The 21,989-nt window shown below is 71.7% G+C and carries 23 protein-coding genes; 11 read left to right on the top strand and 12 right to left on the bottom strand.

The genetic code is table 11. The features are described 5' to 3' along the window. Positions 1 to 47 precede the first annotated feature (47 nt). The 4 genes from ACFXJ8_RS29750 to ACFXJ8_RS29735 form a co-directional block, all read right to left on the bottom strand. Positions 48 to 446, bottom strand: coding sequence for a hypothetical protein (locus ACFXJ8_RS29750; protein WP_379647280.1), 399 nt, complete (start codon positions 444 to 446; stop codon positions 48 to 50). Between the two features lie 447 nt (positions 447 to 893). Next, positions 894 to 1,691, bottom strand: coding sequence for a MerR family DNA-binding transcriptional regulator (locus tag ACFXJ8_RS29745; protein WP_379647279.1), 798 nt, complete (start codon positions 1,689 to 1,691; stop codon positions 894 to 896). Between the two features lie 55 nt (positions 1,692 to 1,746). Then, a complete protein-coding gene (locus ACFXJ8_RS29740; protein ID WP_379647278.1) occupies positions 1,747 to 2,145 on the bottom strand; it encodes a hypothetical protein in 399 nt (132 codons plus the stop codon). A 29-nt stretch (positions 2,146 to 2,174) separates the two neighbouring features. Continuing rightward, positions 2,175 to 2,429: a hypothetical protein gene (locus ACFXJ8_RS29735; protein ID WP_379647277.1), complete on the bottom strand. Its 255-nt coding sequence runs from the start codon at positions 2,427 to 2,429 to the stop codon at positions 2,175 to 2,177. Positions 2,430 to 2,542: 113 nt separating this feature from the next. On the opposite strand from ACFXJ8_RS29735, the gene ACFXJ8_RS29730 reads away from it, so the two are divergent. The 3 genes from ACFXJ8_RS29730 (at position 2,543) to ACFXJ8_RS29720 (ending at position 4,715) form a co-directional block, all read left to right on the top strand. Beyond that, entirely contained in the window at positions 2,543 to 3,085 is a 543-nt protein-coding gene (locus ACFXJ8_RS29730; RefSeq protein WP_379647276.1) for a DinB family protein, read from the top strand. Beyond that, positions 3,082 to 3,942, top strand: coding sequence for an oxidoreductase (locus ACFXJ8_RS29725; RefSeq protein ID WP_379647275.1), 861 nt, complete (start codon positions 3,082 to 3,084; stop codon positions 3,940 to 3,942). The genes ACFXJ8_RS29730 and ACFXJ8_RS29725 overlap by 4 nt, the downstream gene beginning before the upstream one ends. An 80-nt stretch (positions 3,943 to 4,022) precedes the next feature. Continuing rightward, positions 4,023 to 4,715 (top strand): poly-gamma-glutamate hydrolase family protein, encoded by a 693-nt coding sequence (locus tag ACFXJ8_RS29720; RefSeq protein ID WP_379647274.1) that lies wholly within the window; start codon positions 4,023 to 4,025, stop codon positions 4,713 to 4,715. On the opposite strand, the gene ACFXJ8_RS29715 is transcribed toward ACFXJ8_RS29720, so the two are convergent. Continuing rightward, entirely contained in the window at positions 4,682 to 5,791 is a 1,110-nt protein-coding gene (locus ACFXJ8_RS29715; RefSeq protein WP_379647273.1) for a glutamate--cysteine ligase, read from the bottom strand. The two genes, ACFXJ8_RS29720 and ACFXJ8_RS29715, sit on opposite strands and share 34 nt — an antisense overlap. A 153-nt stretch (positions 5,792 to 5,944) precedes the next feature. Here ACFXJ8_RS29715 and ACFXJ8_RS29710 point away from each other — a divergent pair, with 153 nt between their 5' ends. The 7 genes from ACFXJ8_RS29710 to ACFXJ8_RS29680 all read left to right on the top strand — a co-directional run bounded on the left by ACFXJ8_RS29710 (position 5,945) and on the right by ACFXJ8_RS29680 (position 13,726). Next, positions 5,945 to 6,391, top strand: coding sequence for a DUF4383 domain-containing protein (locus tag ACFXJ8_RS29710; protein WP_379647272.1), 447 nt, complete (start codon positions 5,945 to 5,947; stop codon positions 6,389 to 6,391). Between the two features lie 92 nt (positions 6,392 to 6,483). Continuing rightward, positions 6,484 to 8,391 (top strand): protein kinase, encoded by a 1,908-nt coding sequence (locus tag ACFXJ8_RS29705; RefSeq protein WP_379647271.1) that lies wholly within the window; start codon positions 6,484 to 6,486, stop codon positions 8,389 to 8,391. Positions 8,392 to 8,524: 133 nt separating this feature from the next. Next, on the top strand, positions 8,525 to 8,875 hold the full coding sequence (locus ACFXJ8_RS29700; RefSeq protein WP_379647270.1) for a Zn-ribbon domain-containing OB-fold protein: 351 nt from the start codon (positions 8,525 to 8,527) through the stop codon (positions 8,873 to 8,875). Beyond that, positions 8,872 to 9,186: a VOC family protein gene (locus ACFXJ8_RS29695; RefSeq protein WP_379647269.1), complete on the top strand. Its 315-nt coding sequence runs from the start codon at positions 8,872 to 8,874 to the stop codon at positions 9,184 to 9,186. The genes ACFXJ8_RS29700 and ACFXJ8_RS29695 overlap by 4 nt, the downstream gene beginning before the upstream one ends. Beyond that, on the top strand, positions 9,183 to 10,685 hold the full coding sequence (locus ACFXJ8_RS29690) for an AMP-binding protein (protein WP_379647268.1): 1,503 nt from the start codon (positions 9,183 to 9,185) through the stop codon (positions 10,683 to 10,685). Before ACFXJ8_RS29695 ends, ACFXJ8_RS29690 begins: the two co-directional genes overlap by 4 nt. After that, positions 10,675 to 12,990, top strand: a complete 2,316-nt coding sequence (locus tag ACFXJ8_RS29685) for an acetate--CoA ligase family protein (RefSeq protein ID WP_379647267.1) — start codon at positions 10,675 to 10,677, stop codon at positions 12,988 to 12,990. Before ACFXJ8_RS29690 ends, ACFXJ8_RS29685 begins: the two co-directional genes overlap by 11 nt. Then, complete coding sequence (locus tag ACFXJ8_RS29680) at positions 12,977 to 13,726, top strand: glucose 1-dehydrogenase (protein ID WP_379647266.1); 750 nt, start codon at positions 12,977 to 12,979, stop codon at positions 13,724 to 13,726. The genes ACFXJ8_RS29685 and ACFXJ8_RS29680 overlap by 14 nt, the downstream gene beginning before the upstream one ends. Positions 13,727 to 13,741: 15 nt before the next feature. Here ACFXJ8_RS29680 and ACFXJ8_RS29675 read toward each other — a convergent pair whose 3' ends face one another. Further along, on the bottom strand, positions 13,742 to 14,641 hold the full coding sequence (locus ACFXJ8_RS29675; RefSeq protein ID WP_379647265.1) for a hypothetical protein: 900 nt from the start codon (positions 14,639 to 14,641) through the stop codon (positions 13,742 to 13,744). Between the two features lie 199 nt (positions 14,642 to 14,840). Beyond that, the gene (locus ACFXJ8_RS29670) at positions 14,841 to 15,452 is read right to left on the bottom strand and encodes a PaaI family thioesterase (RefSeq protein ID WP_379647264.1); all 612 of its coding nucleotides are present in this window, start codon (positions 15,450 to 15,452) and stop codon (positions 14,841 to 14,843) included. A gap of 204 nt (positions 15,453 to 15,656) precedes the next feature. On the opposite strand from ACFXJ8_RS29670, the gene ACFXJ8_RS29665 reads away from it, so the two are divergent. Further along, positions 15,657 to 17,972 carry a CHAP domain-containing protein gene (locus ACFXJ8_RS29665; RefSeq protein WP_379647263.1) on the top strand — a complete coding sequence of 772 codons (2,316 nt, stop codon included), beginning with the start codon at positions 15,657 to 15,659 and terminating at the stop codon, positions 17,970 to 17,972. 17 nt (positions 17,973 to 17,989) lie between these two features. Here the strand turns inward: ACFXJ8_RS29665 and ACFXJ8_RS29660 are convergent, their stop codons facing one another. From ACFXJ8_RS29660 to ACFXJ8_RS29640, 5 genes are all read right to left on the bottom strand, one after another. Then, a complete protein-coding gene (locus ACFXJ8_RS29660; protein WP_379647262.1) occupies positions 17,990 to 18,832 on the bottom strand; it encodes a TIGR03619 family F420-dependent LLM class oxidoreductase in 843 nt (280 codons plus the stop codon). Beyond that, the gene (locus ACFXJ8_RS29655) at positions 18,829 to 19,932 is read right to left on the bottom strand and encodes an acyl-CoA dehydrogenase family protein (RefSeq protein WP_379647261.1); all 1,104 of its coding nucleotides are present in this window, start codon (positions 19,930 to 19,932) and stop codon (positions 18,829 to 18,831) included. The genes ACFXJ8_RS29660 and ACFXJ8_RS29655 overlap by 4 nt, the downstream gene beginning before the upstream one ends. Then, on the bottom strand, positions 19,929 to 21,014 hold the full coding sequence (locus ACFXJ8_RS29650; protein ID WP_379647260.1) for an acyl-CoA dehydrogenase family protein: 1,086 nt from the start codon (positions 21,012 to 21,014) through the stop codon (positions 19,929 to 19,931). The genes ACFXJ8_RS29655 and ACFXJ8_RS29650 overlap by 4 nt, the downstream gene beginning before the upstream one ends. Positions 21,015 to 21,038: 24 nt before the next feature. Further along, positions 21,039 to 21,290, bottom strand: a complete 252-nt coding sequence (locus ACFXJ8_RS29645) for a hypothetical protein (protein ID WP_379647259.1) — start codon at positions 21,288 to 21,290, stop codon at positions 21,039 to 21,041. Positions 21,291 to 21,361: 71 nt separating this feature from the next. Continuing rightward, a complete protein-coding gene (locus ACFXJ8_RS29640) occupies positions 21,362 to 21,952 on the bottom strand; it encodes a TetR/AcrR family transcriptional regulator (protein ID WP_379647258.1) in 591 nt (196 codons plus the stop codon). Between the last annotated feature and the right edge of the window lie 37 nt (positions 21,953 to 21,989).

The following is a 21,989-nucleotide window of genomic DNA, read 5'->3' as shown; positions in this document are numbered from 1 at the left end:
TAAGCGGCATTTCCGCAGTTCACCGAGGCCGAGCCGCCCGTCTCCCGCTACAGCGGAATCGCTCCCGTTATGGTCGTGCCCGCCCCATGAACGTCGTTGACGGTCAACTTGCCGCGCAGCGCCGCGAACCGTGCGATGGGTACGGCGAAGCGGTCACCGGCCGGCTCGGGGAACCCCTCGCCGTCATGGCTGATGGTCAGCCGGAGCCCGTCACCCCTCGACGTGACGGCGATGGACAGCCTCCGCGTCCCGCCGTACATCTCGATCTGGGCGAACACGGTCTTGATGGTGTAGCGGACGGCCTCGCCCACCCCACTCGGCACCGGGGACCGGGGCAGCGCCCAGATCTCGACCACCACGCCGGTCCGCGCCGACCACTCCCGCGCCAACGATTCGAGCGTCGATCCCAGCGCGTCGGACTCGGCGACGTAGAGCTGCATAACCATGTGTCCCCCTGTTTCAGTGCCCGGCCCGCGTGTGAACCCCCATAGCGGGCGCCTGCCGTGCGACACGATCGACCGTGATGCCTGCCCGATGTGACCCGACATCCCCTCGCACGGGTCCTGACGCGGGCAGTCATGCGCGCTCCCGAGTATGGCGTCTCGGCAGTCGCCGTACGTCATGATCGCGGCGTTTCCCGCCTGCCGTACGACAGGCTCCTACCAGCCGCGATCGCGGCCGCCGTCCCTCGAGACGGCGGTGAGCGGCGTGGGCACCCCGGTCAACTCGCCCTTCATGCCCAACTGGTCGAAAACCCGCACGGCACTCCCAACTCGATCGCCTCAGGACAGCCCGTAACCGCGTAATACGGATCGGACATTAACCGCCTGATCGGCTCGACCGGGACGGTATCGAAGCGTTCCCTCCAGGTCAAGATCCGGGTTGACTTCGGGTTACGGCTGCAGGCGGACCGCCACCTCCACGCCGACGGGAGCCCCGTCCTCCAGCAGGCCGATCTGCCGCACGTCGGCGAGCGACACGTTGACCCCACCGCTCTCGACGGCCGCCAGCAGGGCGAGTACCGCCGGATGCACCGCGCCGTCGATGACCGGGACATCCCGCTCGAACCGCCAGCGGACCACCATCTCCTTGCCTGGCTCGATCGTGCCGCGCCGCACGTCGTCCCAGTCGGCAGGGGGCAGCTCCGCGACCGGCCAGCAGCACATCACCTCGGTCTCGGTCTCGCTGCCCTCCGTCGCCCTGATCGTGGTCCAGTACGCCCCGGTCGGCGCGTTGCCCGCCGCCGACAGGCGCCGCCACAGCCCGGCGAACAGCTCGTTGGCGTGCTCGTCGTCGGTCACCTCCGGTGGCAGGATCACGCCCGCCCAGTGCTGCTCGTCCGCCTGCCGTACCTCGATCTGCCACTCCACGGCGCCCGCCAGCAGCTGGTCGAGGGCTGCGAGCGCGGCGTCCTGCCGTTCACGCTCGGCCGTCAGCCTGGCGCGGTGTACGGCCAGCGTCGCGGCCGCGGTCTCCGGGTCCTGGAGCAGCTTGGGCGCCTCGGCCAGCGGGAGATCGGCCGAGCGGGCGGCCTTGAGCCTGAGCGCGGACTCGAACTGGGCGGCGCTGTAGCGGCGGTGCCGCGACCACTCGTCGACGGAGGCGGGCGGCAGCAGGCCCTGCTCGTCGTAGAGGCGCAGGGCCTTCACGCTCAGTCCGGTCAGCTCGGCGAACTCCCCGATGTTCATCATGCGTCCCAGTGTGGGACCTCCCCCTGGGGCAGGTTCCACCGCCGCGGGGACGTGTTCAGGTCTGCCGGCGTTGCCGCATCTCGGCCTCGTGGACGTGCCGCCTGCCGTCGAGCAGCTCGGCCCTGGCCTGCCGTTCGAGCTCCCTGAACGTCCGGTAGTAGCCGTCGTCGTACTCCTCGACGATCTCGAAGGTCCAGCGCCCCGGCAGGACCTCCCGCCCGAGCAGTTCGGTGCGGATCCGCCGCGCCAGCTCCTCATGGCCCGCCGATGTCAGCAGCTCGACCACGTCGTCGAGGGTCCGGTCCGCGGTCCCGGTGAGCTGGTGGAAGGAGTAGAGGTGGCCGCGGGCGCGCTCGGTGGTCTCCAGCGCCTCGGACAGGCGACCGAGACCCTCGACGACCGCGTCACCCGTCCCGTCGGGACGGCGGTGCTCAGGGTCGGGTGTGTACGGCATGCCTGCTCGGATACCCGCCCGAGCAGGCCCTACTCCGCCTGGATGGCGTTCGCGATCAATGCGAGCAGGGCAAGCGTCCCCCCGCCGATGAGAACCATGCTCCAGAACGCCGACCAAGCCTTCGAGCGGGCGCCCGGGATGTTCTTCGCCGCGTTGGCGGCTTCCGTCACCGCTTTCCCCCACCCTCGCCAGGTGTCCAAGCTCTGCTGGAAACGCTTCCCGACAAAGAACAGCACCATCGCGATCACGATGATGAGAACGACCCGACCTTCCGGACTGTCCATAAACGCTCCCCCGCAAAGAGGTTCTTGTTCGGTAAAGATACGGCAGGCCGTACGAGCCGAGCCAGAGTGACGCACTGCGCCGAGCCCCGCCGCGAGCGTCTATGTTTGCGGTCATGGTCATCTCGCCGTCGGCGGAACCCGCCGTCTTCCACGCAGCGCTCCGCGATCAGTTCGAGGCGTTCCTCGACGAGCATCGAGCCGCGCTGAACGACAGCTTGACCGGGCTGAGCGAGGAGCAGGCGCGCCGTTCGCTGGTCACGTCCAAGACCACGCTGCTCGGCCTGGTCAAGCACGCCACGTTCGTCGAGAAGGTCTGGTTCGACGAGGCGATCACGTGCCGCTCCCGCACCGAGATCGGCATTCCCGGCTCGCCCGACGAGTCGTTCGATCTCGATGACGGCGACACGATCTCCTCCGTCCAGCGGGCTTACCAGGAGGCCTGCGCGGCGTCCCGTCAGGCCGCGGCGGAGCTGACACTGGACGACGTCGTGCGGGGCAACCGCCGGGGCCCGCTGCCGCTGCGGTGGGTCTACCTCCACCTGCTGCGCGAACTGGCCCAGCACTGCGGCCATGCGGACATCCTCCGCGAGCAGATCCTCTGTGGCACCACACATCGCGGCCAAGGGCGTGGGCCGGCCCAGGGTGGGCGATCGTGACGACGCGACGATGGGCTTTGGGCGGCGACCTGAGCGTCGCGAGGGTCGGGTACGGCGCGATGAAGCTGACCGGCTGGCCGAGGGGCGAGCGGCCCAGCAGGGAGACGGCGCTGGCCATCCTGCGCCGGGCCGTGGAACTCGGGGTGAACCACATCGACACCTCGCACTACTACGCACGTGACGGGGTGGCGGCCAACGAGCTGATCCGGGAGGCGCTGCATCCCTACCCTGACGACCTGGTGATCGTGACCAAGGTGGGGGCGCTGGTCGAGGGCTCCGACCTCGCCCTGCCGGCGGCGCAGAAGACCGGCCTCACCCCCGACAACCTGCGCCGCGGCATCGAGGCGAACCTGCGCTCGCTCGGCGTGGACCGCCTGGACGTGGTGAACCTGCGGATGGGTGACCTCGACCGTGACGAGACACCGCTGGCCGCGCCCCTGGAGACCCTGCTCGCGCTGCGCGAGGAGGGCCTGATCCGCCATCTGGGCATCTCCAACGTCACTGCCGTCGAGTTCGCCGAAGCTCGCAAGATCGCGCCGATCGCCTGCGTCCAGAACCTCTACAACCTGTCCAGGCGCGATGACGACGCGCTCGTCGACACCTGCGCGGAGGCCGGCATCGCCTATGTCCCCTTCTTCCCGGTCGGCGGTTTCCAGCCGCTCACGGCCGAGCGTCTGGACGCGGTCGCCGCCCGCCATCGCGCGACCGTGCCGCAGGTGGCCCTGGCCTGGTTGCTGGCCAGGTCTCCGAACATCCTGCTCATCCCCGGCACCGGCGCACTGGACCACCTGGAAGAGAACATCGCCGCAGGCGCTCTGCGGTTGAGTGCGGAAGACATCGCCGCACTCGTCGAGTAAGGCCGCAGGTGGATCAGGACCGGGACGCCGGAGAAACCCGGCGGTAAGCCCCGTGAAAGAGCTGCGGAATAGTGTGGCGTATGCGAAGAGTCATCCCGGCCGTCGTCACCGGCCTTCTCGCGCTCGGCGCCGCGCCGGTGGCCCAGGCCGCGAAGGCGCCGGACGCCTACACCACCTATGCCGACCTGGCCGCGCACGAGAGCGAGGGCAAGGACTACCGGCGCGTCCAACGGCTGCCCAGGAAGGCCAAGGTGGCGCACATCGCCATCCACGGCGGCGCGATCGAAGCGCCGACGTCGCAGCTGGCCGATCACGCGGCGGGCAGCCGGCATGCCTTCTACTCCTTCGAGGGCCTCAAGCCGTCCGGCAACAGGGTCCTGCACATCACCTCCACCCGCTTCGACGAGCCGAGGGGGCGCAAGGTGGCGGCGGCGGTCGACTACACCGTCTCCTGGCACGCGACGGGGGACACCAAGGCGACCACCTACGTCGGCGGTCGTGACAGGAAGCTGGCCAAGAAGGTCGCGACCGCGTTGCGCGCCGCGGGGTTCACCGTCGCCGCCTCCACGCCGAAGGAGCTCGACGGCGACAGCCCCGCCAACATCGCCAACAGGAACCGCAGGGGCATGGGCGTGCAACTGGAGGTGAGCAGGGGGCAGCGGGAACGGTTCTTCGCCAACGGCGACCTGAGCCGCGCGTGGGTCGAGGACCCGGCGCACCGCACCAGGGCCTTCTACCGCTACGTGGCCGCCGTCAACAGCGCACTGCCCTGACCGGTCTCGGCGATGAGCAGGTCGACCACGTCGGCCAGGCTGCCCCTGCGGGCGAAGGCCCTGCGCTGACGCGCCGCCGAGCTGCCCCTGCCCAGCGCGTCCCGCGCCAGCGCCGGGACCAGCTCCCAGTCGCCCGCCTCCTCCAGCTGCGGCCGCAGCCCTGCCACCATCCGCTCGACCACCCACGCGGCTGGGCCGCGCACGCCCTCGGCGGGATCGATGAGCTCGCCCTCCATACCCGACCGCGCCGCCTGCCACGTCGCCGCGCGCACCGTCTCCAGGTGCACCCGGGCGTGGGGGTCGCGGCGGATCGCCGCCTGCTCCCTGACGACCAGCGCCCTGAACAGCCCCGCGATCAGCACGATGTCGTCCACTCTGGTGCAGGAGTCGCAGATCCGCAGCTCGACCGTGGGCACGTGCGCCGAGGGCCTGATGTCGAAGTAGACCATGCCCACGTCGCAGATCACTCCCGACCTGATGAGCTCCTCGATCATCTGCTCGTACTCCGCGGCCGACTCGAACTTGGCCATCGGCCCTGCGGTGGGCCAGCGCCACCACACCAGCGTCCGGTAGCTGGCGTATCCGGTGTCGTTCCCGAGCCAGTACGGCGAGCTGCAGCTGAGCGCCAGCAGCGGCGCCAGCCACGGCGCGAGGCGGTGCGAGAGCGCGATCGCCAGGTCGGGGTCGCCCACCTCGACGTGCACCTGGGTGGCGCAGATCAGCTGTTCACGGGCCAGCAGCTGGTAGTCGCGCGCGATCCGTTCGTAGCGGGGGTCGGGCGTGACCAGCATCTTCTTCAGGTCGGTCAGCGGCGCGCTGCCCGCCGCCACGACGCCGAGGCCGAGGTCGCGCGCCGCGGCGATCGTCGCCGCCCGCAGCGCGGTCAGATCGCGGGCGACCTCCCGCAGGTGGGGAGAGGGCAGCGTGTGCGATTCGAGGGCGGCGCGTTGCATCTCCACGGTGAAGCGATCCTTCGGCAGCGTCTCCAGCAGGAGAGCCGACCGTGGGACCAGATGCCGGGTGCCGGTGTCGACGATGTGGAACTCCTCCTCGACCCCGATCGCTGGAGCCGTCACCACGCCCCCTCTCACGCGCCGACCGTCATATCCCCAGGAATCCCGCCTTCGCACCTCGGATAAACCGTCATGACGTTCCGACCTGGACGAATTCGCGTGAAACGGCCACATCGGGGTAGGCGATCGGTGAGCCTCAGTCCTGAGGAGGGTCTCATGGACACCCGACGCAAACCCACCGCCGGATCACCCGTCCAGCTCGCCGCGCTCGTCGTCGGCGCGGTGTTCGTCCTCGTCGGCATCCTCGGCTTCGTTCCCGGGATCACCACGCACTACGGTGACCTGGGCTTCGCCGGACACCAGTCGGGCGCGATGCTGCTCGGGGTGTTCCAGGTGTCGGTGCTGCACAACGTCGTCCACCTGCTGTTCGGCGTCGCGGGCCTGGTGTTGTCCCGTAGCTGGGCAGGGGCGCGCGGCTACCTCATCGGCGGCGGGATCATCTACCTGCTGCTGTGGCTGTACGGGCTGCTCGTCGACCAGGAGAGCGCCGCCAACTTCGTGCCCGTCAACATGGCGGACAACTGGCTGCACCTCGTCCTTGGCATCGGCATGGTCGCCATGGGTTACCTGCTCTCCAAGAGCCGCGTGACGACCCGGCACTGACGGCTGCCGAATGGTTACAGTGGGCGAAATTGTGTGACTCGTGACAACCGGCACCCCGGGTGAGACCGTCGAACCAGTGACACGCGCTGCGCATGGGGGCTGGTTTGGTTCCGGGTTACCGCGAAGTACGTCAGCTGGGGGCAGGCCGTACCGGCCGGGTGTTCCTCGCCACCTACGAGTCGACCGGCGCCTACGTGGCCATCAAGTACCTGAACGCCACTCTGCGCAGGGACGCCGAGTTCATGGAGCGGTTCAGGGCGGAGACGCCCGGCCTGGTGGAGATCGACGACCCGAACGTCGTGCGCTTCTACGAGTACGTCGAGACGCCCACCAGGACCGCCGCCGTGATGGAGCTGGTCGACGGCGTTTCGATGCGGGCCATCCTGGCCGAGCACCGCAGGACCAGCCCCGAGGCGGCGCTGGCCGTACTGAAGGGGACCCTGCTGGGGCTGGCCGCGGCGCACGAGCGGGGCATCGCGCATCGGGACGTGAAGCCGGAGAACGTGCTGGTCCAGGCGGACGGGGCGAGCAAGCTCGCCGATTTCGGGCTGGCCGTCCACGTGGAGGAGCCGGGGGTGCCCGCGGGCAGCCCGCCGTACATGGCGCCCGAGCTGTGGACGAAGGGGACGGCCGGCGTGCTCGCCGACCTGTACGCGGCGGCGTGCGTGCTGTTCGAGTCCATCACGGGACGGCAGCCCTACCGGGCGCCCGACGTGGCGGCGCTGCGCGACAAGCACCTGGCGGAGCAGGTGCCCGTCGAGGTGGTGCCCGAGGCCGTCCGCGACCTGTTACGGCGCGGCCTGGCCAAGGAGCCCGCGAGCAGGCCGCGCTCGGCCAGGGAGTTCGCGGCCGAACTGGAGCAGGCGGCCGTCGCCGGGTTCGGCGCCGAGTGGGAGCAGCGGGGGCGTCGGCATCTGGGCGAGCTGGCGACGCTGCTCGCGCTGCGCTACCCGCTGGCTGATCCCGGCTCGCCGCAGGAGACGCCCGCCAGGGGGTCGCTGGTGCGGGAGTGGCGGGTGCCGCGCCTGCCGCCGCACCTGTGGATCGCGGGAGGGGCGCTGGCCGCGACGCTGATCGCGCTGCTGATCAGCGGGGGACGGCTGCCACCGGGTCCTGGCGCCTTCCTCGCGCCTCCCCCCAAGTCGCCGTTCGAGCTGGGCGCGACCCCGGTCGACTCGAAGCCGACGACCAGGAAGGCCGCGCCGAAACCCGCGGTGTCGCGGACCGGGGCGGTGTCGAGCAGGCCGTCTCGCTCTTCTGCGACGCCCCCGCCGCCCACTCCCCCGCCTTCCCAGCCGTCTCGCTCGGCTTCCGCGTCGCCGCCCGCGCCGCCCACCAGCGCGCCGCCGAGGGCGGGCGCGCTGTCGCCCGCCGTCAAGTCCGCCGACATCGTCGCGTGGAGCGGGTCCGCGGGGACGGTGAAGGTCGCGGCCGAAGGGACAGGTCCCGTACGGCTGCGCGTCAGCTACACCCGCAGGGAAGGCGACGGGCCTGCCCGTACAGTCCACGAGGCCGTCCAGGAGCTGACGGGCAGGACCGCCTACACGGTGCCGCTGTCGCGCGCTCCCGGACAGGTGGCGTGCGGAAAGCGGGTCTACCTCGGGTTGATCGTGCAGACCGAGCGGGCGGCGGCGAACGGCCCGCAGATCAGCGAGGCCCCCGTGGACGGGCCGCCGTGCGAGCCCTCCCCCACGAGGTCCTCCCCCACCGCCACGTCCCCTACCAGGACGTCCTCCCCCAGCACGGCTCCCACGGGCCTCGCTCCCACCGGCTTCGCTTCTACCGGCCCAGCCCCCACCACCGCGCCCGCCACCGCCGCGTCCCCGACCGGCCTCGCTCCCACTGGCATGGCTCCCACGGGCGTGGCTCCCAGCGCCTCCTCCACGACGGCCGGGATCACCCCGCCCGAGGCGATCCCCGACCCGGCCTCCACCCCGCACACCCCGCAGGTCACCCCCGAGCCCCCGCCGCTGGAGGCCGCCCCCGCCGACGACTCCTGACCCGGGACGGCCACAACGCCCCGCCCACAGCCGCACCCACCACGCGGTCGCAGGAGGCCACTCAGACGACGCCCCTGCGCCCCTACGAAGGAGGTCTTGTGGGCCAACCAAGCGTGCGCTAGCTTGGCAGGCGATGGACGACTACTGGGCCGCCTGCGCGCGCGGCGAGTTGGTCATTCAGCGATGCACGGACTGCGAGCGGCGGGTCCACCTGCCCGCCCCCGCGTGCCCGTGGTGCGGCGGAGCGGACCTCGTCTTCGAGCCGGTCTCGGGCGACGGGGTCGTGCACACCTTCACGGTGGTGCACCGCTCGTTCGTGCCCGAGTTCCGGGGGCGGGAGCCGTACGTGCTGGCCTGGGTTGATCTGCCGGAGGGGGCGCGCGCATTCGGTCAGGTGGTGGAGTGCCCGCCTGAGCGGGTGCGCATCGGGATGCCGGTGCGGGTGACGTTCCGCGACGAACTGCCGCAATGGAGGCCCAGGTGAACGTTTTCATCCCCGTGGAGGACGTCGGCAAGGCGGTCGCGTTCTACGGGCTGCCGGTGAAGTTCCGGGACGGCGACAGGTTCGCGCTGCTGGAGGGCGGGATCGGCCTGGCGGGTCCGGCCGAGCACCTGACCGGCGCGACGGCGTTCTGCCTCAGGGTGGACGACGTGCCGCAGGCCGTACAGGACTTCCTGGAAAGGGGCGGCGCGGTGGCGAGGGAGCCGGAGGCGGGCCCGCACGAGACGCGCGCGGTCCTGCGCGACCCCTCAGGAAACCTCTTCGTTCTCTACGCACCGGGAGGTTCTCGATGACGCCCTACGGCAACTACGCCTACGCGATCCTGACGGCGGGAGCGCTGCGCACGCCCGGCAAGGTCGCGCTGACCTACTGCGGCGAGCGGAGCCTGACCTACGACGAGCTGAACAGGGCGGTCAACCGGCGCGCGCACGCGCTGCTCGCGGCGGGCGTACGACCAGGACAGCGGGTCGCCGCGCTGCTGAACGAGACCCTGACGGTGGCCGAGGTCTATCTCGCGCAGGCCAAGGTGGGCGCCATCACGGCGGCGCTGAACCCCTACTGGCCGGTCGATACGATGCGGGCGGTCGTCGCCGCCTCGGGCTGCACGGCGTTCGTCCACGACGCCACCGTGGCGGGGATCGTCGAGGAGATCAGGCCCTCGCTGCCCGAGATCACCACCTGGATCGACGCGGAGGAGCTGACCTCGCAGGAGGAGGGCGAGCCGCCGCTCGGCGGCGCGTTCGACGACCCGCTGGCGCTCTACTACACCTCGGGCACGACCGGGCTGCCCAAGCCCGTCGTCCACACGCACGCCTCGTCCCTGGCGACGGCGCAGCTCTGGCTCGACGTGCCGCGCACGCCCGACTCGGTGTTCGGCACCGGCGCGATCATCTGGGGCATCGGCTTCCCCGCGATCGTCGGACCCGCGCTCTACGCCGGGATGCGGCTGGTGCTGGAGCAGGACTGGGGTCCCGCGAACTTCCTGAAGGTCGTCCCGCGCGAGAGGGTCACCCACGTCTCGCAGATCCCCTCCTTCTACACGGCGCTGCTGGGCTCGGCCGAACACGAGCAGGTGGACCTGTCCTCGATCAGCGTCATCATGCTCGGCGGGGAGCCGCTGACCGCGTCGCTGCTGTCGCGGATCAAGCAGCGGTTACCCGGGGCGGGCGTCTACTCCTACTACGGCCAGACCGAGGCCCCCTACACCTGTATGGGCCGGGTCGACGACGGCTCGACACCGCTCGGCGCCTCGGGCAGGGCCCGTACGGGCTGCGCCGTCGCGATCATCGACCCGTCGGGCGCCCGCGTCGTCGACACCGTCGGCGAGATCAACCTGGCGGGCCCGCACCGGATGGCGGGCTACGACCTGCTGCCCGACAGGACGGCCGAGGTGCTGCGCGGTGAGTGGTACGTCGGCGGCGACCTCGGCGCGCTGTCGGCCGACGGCGTGCTACGGGTGCTCGGGCGGCGCGAGGACGCGATACTCAAGGGCGGTGTCTGGACCCAGCCCGCCGAGGTCGAGGAGGCGGCCACCGCGCTCGACGCCGTGGCCGAGGCCGGGGCGGTGGGGGTGGGCGACGGCCGGATCCTGCTCGCCGTGGTGCCCAGGGCCGGGCAGGCGATCGACTCCTCCAAGATCGCGCTGGCGCTGGCCGACGTCCTGCCACCGCACCAGCAGCCCGACGTGATCGTGGTCGCCGAGTCGCTCCCGCACTCCGCGGACGCCTCCGGCGGCCCCGGCAAGCTGCTGCGGCGCGAGATCCGAGAGACGTACCAGCACCTTGTGGACTGAACACCGGGTCAAGGAGCTGCTCAGGCAGGCGGGCGTCCCGGTGCCGCGCGGCGTCGCCGACCCCGCGCTCGCCGGGACGCTGACCCCTCCGCTGGTGCTCAAGTCCGCGGGCCTGCTGCACAAGTCCGACGCGGGAGGGGTACGGCTCGGCCTGACCCACGACACGCTCGGCCCGGCCGTCGCCGAGATGCGCGCGCGGCTCGGCGACGGCTTCCTGGTCGAGGAGCAGGCCCCCGCCGGGGTCGAGCTGATCGTCGGGCTGGTCCGCGACCCGGCGTTCGGCCCCGTCCTGCTGGCGGGGCTCGGCGGGGTGTGGACCGAGGCGCTGCGCGACACCGCGCTGCGCCTGTGCCCGATCACCGAGACCGACGCGCGGCGCATGCTGGCGTCGCTGCGCGGCTCCCCCCTCCTGTACGGCTACCGCGGCTCGCCGCCCGTCGACGTGGACGCGGTGGTGAAGCTCCTGCTGACGATCGGCGGGCGCGGCGGGCTGTGGGAACGGCTGGAGCTGGGCGAGTTCGAGCTCAACCCGGTGATCGCGAGCCCGTCGGGCGTGGTGGCGGTCGACGCCCGCTACCTCCCCTCGGCCTCCCCGACCCCCGTCCCGCCCACCGCGCAGGACATCACCGCACAGAACTTCACCCCGCAGGACATCACCCCGCAGGACATCACCCCGCAGGACATCACCCCGCAGGACATCACCGAGCAGGACTTCACCGCGCTGTTCGAGCCGCGCAGGGTGGCCGTGGTGGGCGCGTCCACGAGCAGACCGAACTTCGGGAACATGTTCCTGGACTTCTACCTGGCGGCGGGCGCGGACGTGGTGGCCGTCCACCCCTCGGCCGCCTCGGTCGGCGGGGTGCCCGCGGTGCCCTCGCTGTCGGCCGCCGACGCGGACTACGCGCTGGTGGCCGTTCCCGCAACCCGATGCGCCGACGTGGTACGGCAGGCGCGCGGCGTGCCGTACACGCAGGTCATGAGCGGCGGCTTCGGCGAGGCAGGGCACCCGGAACTGGAGGCCGCGCTGGTCGCGGCGGCCCGCGAGGCCGGAACGCGGCTGCTCGGGCCGAACTGCATGGGCGTCTACTGCCCGGCGGGGAGGCAGACGTTCGTCGGGGGCGGGCTGGGGCCGCCGGGCACGGTCGCGCTGATCTCGCAGAGCGGTGGGCTGGCCGGGGAGGTGATCAAGGTGGGCGAGCGGCGCGGTCTGGCGTTCAGCCGGGTCGCCACCGTGGGGAACGCGGCCGACGTGACGCCCGCCGAGCTGCTGCGCTGGCTGTCGGCCGACCCGTCGACGTCGGTCGTCGGGCTGTACGTCGAGGACCCGCGCGACGGGCCCGCGCTGTTCTCGGCGTTGGCCGGGTGCCCGTTGCCGGTCGTGCTGCTGGTCGGCGGGCGTAGCGGGCAGGGTCGCCGGGCTGCGGCGTCACACACCGGGGGGATGGTGAGCGACTCCCGGATCTGGCAGGCCCTCGCCGACCAGACCGGCGCCACCCTCGTCACCACCCAGGACGCCCTGATCGGCACCCTCGCCTACTTCCAGGCCCACGCCCACCGACTCCCCACCCGCCGCCCCTCCGAAGACCCCGGCCCCCGCGCCCTCCGCCCCCCGGAAGACCCCAGCCCCCGCCCCCGGAAAAACCCCAGCCCCGCAACCGCCCGCCGCCCCTCCGAAGGCCCCGGCCCCCGCCCTGCGAAAGACCCCGGCCCCCGTCGCCCCACGAAAAACCCCAGCCCCACGACCGCCCGCCACACCCTCGAAAACGGCTCTCACCAAGAAGACCTCGGCCCCGCTGGGGTGCTGGTGGTCGGTCCCAGCGGAGGCGCCGGCGTCCTGGCCGCAGACGCGTTCGACGACGCGGGCCTCACCCTCGACCCCCTGCCCGACGACGTGCTCGACGACCTCAGGGCGCTCGGCCTCGGCGTGGGAAGCTCGCTGACCAACCCCCTCGAAGTCCCCGTCGGCCCCCGGGGCAGGCCCGACCTCGTCAAACAGGTGATCGCCACGGTCGTCGGCCGCCTGCCGTACCAGGACGTCGTCGCGCACGTGAACGTGCAGAGCTTCTTCACCTACGGCACCACCGCCGACCCGCTGCTCGACTACGCCCGCCACCTCGCCCAGGTCGACGGCGTCAGGGTCACCCTCGTCACCAGGAACGGCGAGTTCGCCCCGCCCGGCGTCGAGGACCGGATCAGGGCGATCGCCGCCGAGGCGGGCATACCCGTCTACCGATCCATGGAGGCGGCCGCGATCGCCGTCGCCGCCGGTCAACGTTTTCGCGGAGGCACCGATGGGACTGCTTGACGGCAAGGTCGCGCTGATCACCGGAGGTGCGCGCGGCATGGGTGCGGCGCACGTGCGGCTGTTCGCCGAGGAGGGCGCGCGGGTCGTCTTCGGCGACGTGCTCGACGACGAGGGCAAGGCGCTGGCCGAGGCGACCGGCGCGACCTTCGTCCATCACGACGTGACGAGCCCCGCCGAGTGGGAGCGCGCCGTCGCCACCGCGGTCGACACCCACGGTCGGCTCGACGTGCTCGTCAACAACGCCGGGATCCTGAAATACGGCCGCATCAGCGACATGTCACTGGCGGACTTCGAGCAGGTCGTCGACGTCAACCTCAAGGGCACCTGGCTCGGCGTCAAGTCCGTCATCGAGCCCATGAAGGCGGCCGGACGCGGCTCGATCGTCAACATCTCCTCCATCGAGGGGTTCATCGGTGCGTCAGGTCTGTCCGCCTATGCCGCCTCGAAGTTCGGGGTGCGCGGCGTGACCAAGGCGGCGGCGCGCGAGCTGGCGCCCTTCAAGATCCGCGTCAACTCCGTGCACCCCGGCGCGATCAACACGCCGATGGTCGCCAACCCCGATCTGATGACCGAGGTCGACGCTGAGGCGTTCATGAAGTCGATGGTGATCAAGCGCTTCGCCAGGCCGGTCGAGGTCTCGCACGTGGTGGCCTTCCTCGCCTCAGACCGGTCCAGCTACTGCACGGGCAGCGAGTTCACCGTGGACGGCGGCCTGCTGACGGGGGCGGGCTACTGACCGCCCCGGTGAAGATCAGCGCTGCACCGCCGTTGCCCCTTCGGGGAGCCGGTACCCGTCCAGCTCGCGCGTCGCCCCCGCCGCGGGGTCGACGGCCAGGACCTTCGCGTTCCACCCGTTCGACGCGTCACGCGCGCCGGTCTTCGCCGTCAGCACGCCCGCCCGCCACGCCATGCCGTACGCCGAGGGGTCGAGCGACGCCCCTCCCCCGAGCCACCGCCCCGACGCCAGGTCGTAGCGGCGCAGCCTGCCCTCGTCCAACGTCACCAGCGTGGTCCCGTCCGCCGACAGCGCCAGGTCGGTGAGCGCCACGTCCTGCGGCGGGATCCATGAGGCGGCCGTGCCGTCCGTCCGGTGCGCCGTCAGCTGGATGGCGCCGCCGGTCAGCACCCGCCGCGACAGCACCTCGTCGCCGTCGGCGCTGAACCCGGCCGGTTCGCCGCCCGCGGGCATCGACACGGTACGGCCGGAGCCGACCTCGACGAGCAGGTCGGGGAGGTCCTGCGCGCGCCTCCCGTCGCCGAGCCGCTCGTCGTGGTGGTCGACGAGCAGCCGACCACCGTCCTCGGACAGCCACATCGCCCTGACGTGCTCGCCCGAAGGGCCGACGAAGTCCGCGCCGCCCACCAGCGAGGCGACGACGACGCGCCGGTCGCCGGCGCGGACATAGGCGAGGTGCAGGCCGTCACCGCTGATCGCGACCGGGGCGGCGGCCCAGGGGGAGGACGTGGCCCGGGCGACCGACAGGCTCTTCCGCCTGCCGTCGGCGAACTCCAGCTGCCACGTGCCGGTCGGGGCCCCGCCGTCGCCGGTCGGCTCCGCGGTCGGCCATGCCGCTCGAAGAGGTGCCGGGCCCGACGTGAAGCCACCGCTGAGCAGCTGCGCCAGCAGGACGAACGCGAACGTGCCGTACAAGATCTTCACTTTGGGTTGGACCCGGAAGACTCACCCTCGGTTGACAACGAATCCATAACGGTCACCGTGAGTGACGATCTTCCGGGGGGCCGTCCGTGGCGGTGGGGAGCGAAGTCCTGCTGGAGGAGCGCCGGAGACGGGCGCCTGCCGGTGACGGCGGCGGCGCCCTCCCGTGCCTGCCGTACGGGATGAAAAGGGGTCAGATGCCGATCCACGCGGAGGGGGTGATGAACAGGCCCGTGGCCTCCACCAGCACCTCGCCACCGGGCAGCGCGATGCGGCCCTCGGCCCACGTCTTGCGGCCCTCGGTGCGGGTGTACTCGGCGGTCGCGACCAGAGCCGTCCCGTACGGCACCGGCCTGCGGTAGCGGACGGTCAGCGTGCCTGTCATCCCCGGCGAGCCCGCGGTGGCGACCGCCTGGCCGAGCATGTGGTCGAGGATCATGGCGGAGATGCCGCCGTGGACACCGTTCGGCGGGCCCTCGTGCAGCGGCCTGAACACCACGTCGGCGCGTACCCCTTCACCGAGGACCTCGATGACCAGGGGCAGGGCGTGCGGGTTGGCGCCCCCGGTGACGGCGTTGCCGAGGTGCCTCAGCGTGCCGTCGGGGGCGATCTCGAACGGTTGGGGGGTATGGCGGGTCGTGGCGCGAAGACGTTCGGTGACCGCGGCGAGGGTCGCCGTGGCGGCGGCGAGATCCACCTCGGCGACGTCGGTCAGCGCGACCGCGTCCATCAGATCACGGGTCTGCTGGGCAAGCGCGCAGAGGGCGGCGAGGCGTGTTTCCTCGGTTCCTAGTTCGACCGACATGCGGCACACCCTACCGAACCCCATTCGGTAGATCTTTTCCGGATATGTCGGTTTTTGGGAGACTTTCCTGGAACGCTCTTGACCTGCGCTTTTGTTGCGCTCGGCGGCTTTACGGGTGCTTGGGGAGTGCTTGACCTGCCCGTATCCAAGGTAGCCTCCAACCTCACGAGCCCCATCGTGCACGGAAGGTCCCTCCATACTTCCATGACCCCAGAGACCAACAAGCTCATCAAGCTCCTCGAAAGCGAACTCGGCTACGCGGAGGGCAAGGGCGCATACACCAAGTTCGGCGACTGGTACGGCAGAACGGTCGAGTTCGACGCCGACTACAGCGGCGCCCCATGGTGCGACATGTTCCTGTCCTGGGCCGCGCACAAGCTGGGCTACGAGGAGTGGGTCGGGCAGTTCGCCTACACGGTCGCGCACGCGAAGTGGTTCAAGGAGAACGACGCGTGGGGGCACAAACCGAAGCCGGGCGCGCTCGTCTTCTATGACTGGAGCGGCTCCAACAAGATCGACAACATCGACCACGTGGGCATCGTCACGAAGGTCGAGGGTGACACGATCTACACGATCGAGGGCAACATCGACGGCGGCGTCGCCAAGCGCAAGGAACGCGACCAGAGCAAGGTCGCCGGCTACGGCTACCCCGAGAAGATCAAGAAGAGGCTCGACGCGGCCAAGCTGAAGGAGGCCGAGGTCGACGGGTCTCTCCCGCCCGACACCGAGCCCAGTCAGGTCGACAGGCTCCAGCTGCCCGCCCCCGAACCGACGGACGTCACCGCGCTCATCCCCAGGCGAGAGAGCTCCGCGTCCGCACCCTCGGTGTCCGTGGCAGGCGAGCGCGGCGCCACCCCCTCTCCCACCACCACCTCCTCCCCCTCCCCCGCGACTCCCTCCCCTTCCCCATCGACCGAAACGCCCGCGACGACCACGGAGAAGACGCAGGGCGCCAAGAAGGGCAAGCACGCCAAGCCCGCCACCGCCGACACCGAGGCGACCACCCGCGAACCCGTCACCGCGTTCAAGGACGCGTCGTCGACGTCCCCGGTGCCCGGCCTCGGTTCGCCCGCGATCATCGGGCCGGTGCTGCTGGCCGCGCTCGGCCTGCTGGCCGTGGCCCGCACCCGCCAGCTGAGGGTACGGCCGGCAGCAGTGGCCGCTTCCCGCCCCACTCGTCCCGCGGCCGACCGCCGACTCGACACCCGTCCCGCGCCCGACCGCCGACTCGACTCTCGACCGGAACTCCAGCCCGCCTCTCGGCCGGAACTCCAGCCCGACCGTCGGCGCCGCCGCTCCGCGGGGACGCGTCGCCGCAGGGCCGGATCCGTGCGCCCTGTCGAGCCGCTGTTCACCCCGTCGGCCACGACGCCGGAGCTGTCTCCCGTGGCTGAGGCGACGGCGCCCTTCGCCGCTCCCGCCCTGGCGGCCTCGTCCAGCGTGGCGACCACCGGCTTCGCCGCCTACCCCGGCGCAGCCCTCCCCGGCGCAGCCCTCCCCGGTGCCGGGCGGTCGGACCTCGACGCGGCCGCCGCGCTCGCCGCCGGTCTGGAGGCCTCGAACGCGGTCCTGGCCGAACTGGAGGCCTCGACCACCGCGCCGTTCGACGCCTTCGGCGCTGCTCGCCAGGACGACATCCTGAGCACCGACCTCAACCTCTTCGGCACCGGCGGCAACCCGTTCAGGAACGACGACGTCCTGAGCACAGACCTCGACCTGTTCGGCGGAGCGCCCAACCCCTTCAGGAGCGACCACTCCCTGAGCACCGGCTTCGGCACCACTCGTGGGGGTGAGGTGCCGGGCTCCTGGGAGGGTTCCTCGTTCGCCGCCGCCCACGAGGCGCGATCGCTCGACGGCTACCGGGGCAGACGCCGCCGCAGGGAGCACCCGGTGGAGGAGAGCACCACGTTCAGGCCCGACGCCCCGGCCCGCGGCCGCCGCCACCGCGCCACGGAACCGGTCAGGACCCACCGGGCCACGTCCACGGGCGCTCCCGTCACCACGTTCACCTCCCATGCCCCGCTGCGAGGTCGCCGCCACCGCCCGACCACCCAACCGGCCCCTGACCACCGAGCCGCCCAGCCGACGGGCCACCGGACCATCCAGCCGAACCAGGCCCACGCGACCATCCAGTCGCGCCAGGTCCAGGCGATGGTCCAGCCAGGTCAGGTTCCGACGAGCGTCCAGCCGACTCGGAGCCACCAGACCATCCAGCCGCGCCAGGCCCAGCCGACCATCCAGCAGACTCCGAGCAACCGGACCGTCGTCCAGGCGAGCCAGCCCCTGGCGGGCTTCCAGCCGACTCCGGGCCACGGGACCGTCCAAGGAGGCCAGGCCCGGGCGAACGTTCAGGCGGGTCAGACCCCGGTGAGCCTGCAGTCCGTTCCCGTTCCCGAGCCGTGGGAAGCCCTGTGGGAGGCCGTCGAGCGGGAACCCGCTCTGGTCGGCGTGTCCGCCTCTCCTGAGCCGGACGCGGCGGGCCGTACGACCAAGGGCCGGAGGGGCCGCCACCGCGCCTGACCAGGTGCCGCGACGGTTCAGATCCCATGCTCGGCGGCGAAGGCGATCAGACGGTCGACGGCGTCGCGGGTGCGGCTCCACGGGCGTACGATCAGCCGGTCGACGCCCAGCCCCGCCCACGCCGCCACCTCGTCCGGCGACGGCGAGGGCGACGGCGACGGCGGCGAGCGAACGTGGACCGTCACCGAGAAGCGCCGCCCGTCGCGCAGCTCAGCCAGCCGCGCCAGTTGCGGCGCGGCCGACTCCAGCGTGTGCGGCATGCTGATCCAGCCGTCGCACAGGGTGGCGACCCTGCGCAGCGCCGCCGCCGACTCGCCGCCCGCCAGGACGGGAAGCGGGTGCTGGATCGGTTTCGGCTCGAAGGCGACCTCGGGAAAGCTGAAGAACCTGCCCGTGTGGGCCACCGACTCCTCCGACCACAGGCGGCGGGCCACCGTGATGGCCTCGTCGAGGCGGGGTCCACGGGTGGCGAAGTCGATTCCGGCGGCGATCCACTCGCCCGGGTACCAGCCCGCCCCGACGCCGCAGATGGCGCGCCCGCCGGAGACGATGTCGAGGGTGGCGAAGGCGCGGGCGGAGACGAAGGGGTGGCGCAGGGCGAACAGGTGCACCGCCGTACCGAGCCTGATCCTCGAGGTGAGCCCGGCGAGCCAGCACAGGTAGGCGGGGGCGTCGAACAGCGGGGTGTGCGGGGTGATGCCGGGCGCGGACGTGCCGGGGTAGGCGGCGAGGGACAGGTCGGTGGCGAAGACGAGATGTTCCGGGATCCACAGCGACTCGAAGCCGAGTTCGTCGGCGGCGACGGCGACGTCCTTCCACGCGGCCGGGTGGATGAGCCCGAGGGGGACGCCGAACTTCACCTGCCGAACACCGCCTCGGTGACGCGTGCCCTGTGGGCGGCGGTGGTGCCGTAGGCGGCGGTGAGCGACCACGTCCTGGCCAGCCAGAAGCGCAGGTCGAGCTCGTCGGTGTAGCCGATGGCGCCGTGCACCTGGAGCGCGACGCGGGCGGCGAGCGCGGCGGCCTCCCCCGCAGCGACCTTCGCCGCGCTGACGTCCCGCTCGACGCCCGAGACGGCGCGCTCACCACTAGAGACCGCACGGTCCCGCTCGACACCCAAGTCCGCGCGCTCGACCCTCGAGACCGCGCGGTGCCGCTCGACACCCGAGACCGCGCGCCCAAGACTCGATACCGCGCGGTCCCGCTCAGCGCGCGACACCGCACGGTCGGACCCAACGCGCGACACCGCGTGATCTACCGAGAGGGCTGCTCGATAGACGAGCGGCGCGGCGAACTCCACTGCGATCGCCACGTCCGCCAGCTGGTGCTTGACCGCCTGGAACGCCCCGATGGGCCGCCCGAACTGCGTCCGCGCCTTCGCGTAGTCGACCGACCGCGCGAGCAGCTCCCTGGCCACCCCGACGAGCTGCGCCGACACTCCGACCGTCACCCGCCGCAGCACCACACCCGTCTCCTCGGGACCTGCGGCGCTCAGAGCGAACGGCACGCCCCCCGAGGCGCGCACGGCGAACGGCACCCGCCCCGGGTCCATTCCGGCCAGCGGCTCCAGGACCGGGTCCACCAGCGCGACCCCGGCGGCGTCCACCAGCACCTCGGCCAGGTCGGCGTCCAGCGCCACCCCGTCGACGACCACGCCGATCCGCCCAGCAAGCGGCAGAGCCCCGGCCCGCCCGGCCAGGGCCACGTGGGGCGCGGCGGACAGGGTCTCCACGATGGGCCCCGGCACGGCCGCCCTGCCCGTCTCCTCCAGTGCCGGGATCACGTCGATCAGCGAAAGCCCGAGCCCACCCGCCTCCTCATCCACCAGCGCGGCGAAGAACCCGAGCTCGGCCAGTTGTTTCCAGCCCGACCCGCGCTCCGAAGGGTGGCAGTGGTCACGCAGCACCTCCCGTACGGCCGCGCCGAAGGAGAGCTGCTCGTCGGTGAAGGTGAAGTTCATCGGGGCAGCCCCAGAACCCGTTCGGCGATGATGTTGCGCTGGATCTCGTTCGTCCCCGCGTAGATGGGCCCGGCGAGGGAGAACACGTACGCGTCGAACCACGGCGTCGCGGCCGCGCGCGGCCCGAGCAGTTCCATGGCGAGGGTGTGCATCCGCACGTCGAGTTCGGACCAGAAGACCTTGCCGAGGCTCGTGGACGCGCCGAGGTCGCCCCTGACGGCCCCGAACGTGTGCAGCCGGTACGCCTCGGCGTCGATCACGCACCGAGCCGTCCTGTCCTTCAGCACGGGGTCGGCGTCGCGGGCCAGGGACACCAGCCGGTCGGCGGTGGCCAGGAAGCGGCCGGGGCTGCGCAGCGTGAGGCCACGCTCGGACGACGTGGTCGCCATCGCGATCCGCCAGCCCTGCCCGACCTCGCCCAGGACCATGTCGTCGGGCACGAAGACGCCGTCGAAGAAGAGTTCGGCGAAGCCGTGGGTGCCGTCGATCTGGGCGATCGGCCTGACGTGCACGTCGTCGAGCGGGAAGAGGAAGTACGTCAGCCCGTGGTGGCGGGAGCCTGAGGTCCTGAACAGGCCGAAGCCGTGGGAGGCGAAGGCGGCGCGGGAGCTCCACGTCTTCTGCCCGTGGAGGAGCCACCCGCCGTCCACCCTGACCGCTCGCGAGCTGAGCGCCGCCAGGTCGCTGCCCGCCTCGGGCTCCGACCACGCCTGCGCCCAGACGTCCTGCGCCCGCGCCATCCTCGGCAGCAGCCTGGCCTGCTGCTCAGTCGTGCCGAAGGCGAAGAGGGTGGGCGCGAGCAGGAAGATGCCGTTCTGGCTGACCCGGCCGGGAGCGCCGGACGCCCAGTACTCCTCCTCGAAGATCAGCCACTCGATGAGGGAGGCGTCCCGCCCGCCGTACTGCTCGGGCCAGGAGACCACCGACAGGCGCGCGCCCACCAGGGTGGCCTCCCACGCGCGGTGCGCCTCGAAGCCCTCGCGGGTGTCCATGGAGGGCAGGCGCGGGGGCACGTGACCTGCGAGCCAGTCCTGTACCTCCGCGCGGAAGGCCTCCTCTGCGGGGGTGAAGTCGAGATCCACTCACCCAACCTAGCGCACGCTTGGTTACTTGAGAAGCTCGACGACGCGCTCCGCCAGCGGGGCGGCGCTGGCCGGGTTCTGCCCCGTCGCCAGGCGGCCGTCGACCACGACCTGCGCCTGCCAGTCGGGCGCGGGCTCGTGCGCGGCACCCTTGGCGACCAGCGCGTCGGCCAGCAGGAACGGGGTCCCGGTAGCAATGAAGAAGTTTCCAACGAAATAGCCTGACCTGCGGTAACGGAGGACCGAGGCCGGCGAGCTGGTGGCGTGAAACCGCATCGCCTGGGTGGCGCCCTGGCGCAGGCTCGATCGTGCTTCTCACCAGCCGCGCCCATCCCGAGTCGGAACGATCAACCGGCCCCGCAGAGCAGCAGGGCGCTTCTGGCCAGGGTGTCGCTGGCCTGCTGGGGTGTCATCCGTCCTGCCCGCACCTCGTCTCCGGCGGCGTGGCCGAGGGTGACGACGGCGGTGACGAGCCAGGGTACGGGAAGGTCGGAGGCGAACTCGCCGGACTGCCGGCCTCGGCTGAGCACCCGTTCGAGGTGGTCGAAGACCGACTCGTGCCGCTTGCCGTCGGCGGCGGAGTCGCCAGCGGGGGTGGAGACCGTCAGCAGGAGCGGATATCGCTGGAGGGTGCGCCAGCTGATGTCGAGCAGGCGCAGGAGCGCGTCCACGGCGGGTTCCCGGTCCAGCTGGGCGGCGTCCATCTGGGCCGCCGCCTCTGCGGCGATCTCGTCGAACACCGCGCCGATCAGCGCCTCCCTGGTCTTGAAGTGCGCGTAGACGGTCTGGCGGCTCACGCCGGCCGCGACGGCGATCTCCTCGACGCTCGCGTGCGGCTGCACGGCGAGCAGATCCTTGGTCGCCCTGAGGATCTCGCTGGCGCTGCGGTCGGCGTCGGCGCGGCGGCGTCGGCGTCTGGGGGGCGTTATCTCGGACACATTGTCAATCTTAGCCACCGTCACTATGTTTGACATC

Source organism: Nonomuraea sp. NPDC059194 (assembly GCF_042754765.1).
Classification (GTDB): Bacteria; Actinomycetota; Actinomycetes; order Streptosporangiales; family Streptosporangiaceae; genus Nonomuraea.
This window is presented reverse-complemented; position numbering and strand designations above follow the sequence as displayed.

What these genes read in the sequence shown, in the direction of transcription:
- ACFXJ8_RS29750 (WP_379647280.1), bottom strand. Translation starts at nt 446, where the DNA reads ATGGTTATGCAGCTCTACGTCGCCGAGTCCGACGCGCTGGGATCGACG.
- ACFXJ8_RS29745 (WP_379647279.1), bottom strand. Translation starts at nt 1,691, where the DNA reads ATGATGAACATCGGGGAGTTCGCCGAGCTGACCGGACTGAGCGTGAAG.
- ACFXJ8_RS29740 (WP_379647278.1), bottom strand. Translation starts at nt 2,145, where the DNA reads ATGCCGTACACACCCGACCCTGAGCACCGCCGTCCCGACGGGACGGGT.
- ACFXJ8_RS29735 (WP_379647277.1), bottom strand. Translation starts at nt 2,429, where the DNA reads ATGGACAGTCCGGAAGGTCGGGTCGTTCTCATCATCGTGATCGCGATG.
- ACFXJ8_RS29730 (WP_379647276.1), top strand. Translation starts at nt 2,543, where the DNA reads ATGGTCATCTCGCCGTCGGCGGAACCCGCCGTCTTCCACGCAGCGCTC.
- ACFXJ8_RS29720 (WP_379647274.1), top strand. Translation starts at nt 4,023, where the DNA reads ATGCGAAGAGTCATCCCGGCCGTCGTCACCGGCCTTCTCGCGCTCGGC.
- ACFXJ8_RS29710 (WP_379647272.1), top strand. Translation starts at nt 5,945, where the DNA reads ATGGACACCCGACGCAAACCCACCGCCGGATCACCCGTCCAGCTCGCC.
- ACFXJ8_RS29705 (WP_379647271.1), top strand. Translation starts at nt 6,484, where the DNA reads ATGGGGGCTGGTTTGGTTCCGGGTTACCGCGAAGTACGTCAGCTGGGG.
- ACFXJ8_RS29700 (WP_379647270.1), top strand. Translation starts at nt 8,525, where the DNA reads ATGGACGACTACTGGGCCGCCTGCGCGCGCGGCGAGTTGGTCATTCAG.
- ACFXJ8_RS29690 (WP_379647268.1), top strand. Translation starts at nt 9,183, where the DNA reads ATGACGCCCTACGGCAACTACGCCTACGCGATCCTGACGGCGGGAGCG.
- ACFXJ8_RS29680 (WP_379647266.1), top strand. Translation starts at nt 12,977, where the DNA reads ATGGGACTGCTTGACGGCAAGGTCGCGCTGATCACCGGAGGTGCGCGC.
- ACFXJ8_RS29670 (WP_379647264.1), bottom strand. Translation starts at nt 15,452, where the DNA reads ATGTCGGTCGAACTAGGAACCGAGGAAACACGCCTCGCCGCCCTCTGC.
- ACFXJ8_RS29665 (WP_379647263.1), top strand. Translation starts at nt 15,657, where the DNA reads ATGACCCCAGAGACCAACAAGCTCATCAAGCTCCTCGAAAGCGAACTC.
- ACFXJ8_RS29655 (WP_379647261.1), bottom strand. Translation starts at nt 19,932, where the DNA reads ATGAACTTCACCTTCACCGACGAGCAGCTCTCCTTCGGCGCGGCCGTA.
- ACFXJ8_RS29645 (WP_379647259.1), bottom strand. Translation starts at nt 21,290, where the DNA reads ATGCGGTTTCACGCCACCAGCTCGCCGGCCTCGGTCCTCCGTTACCGC.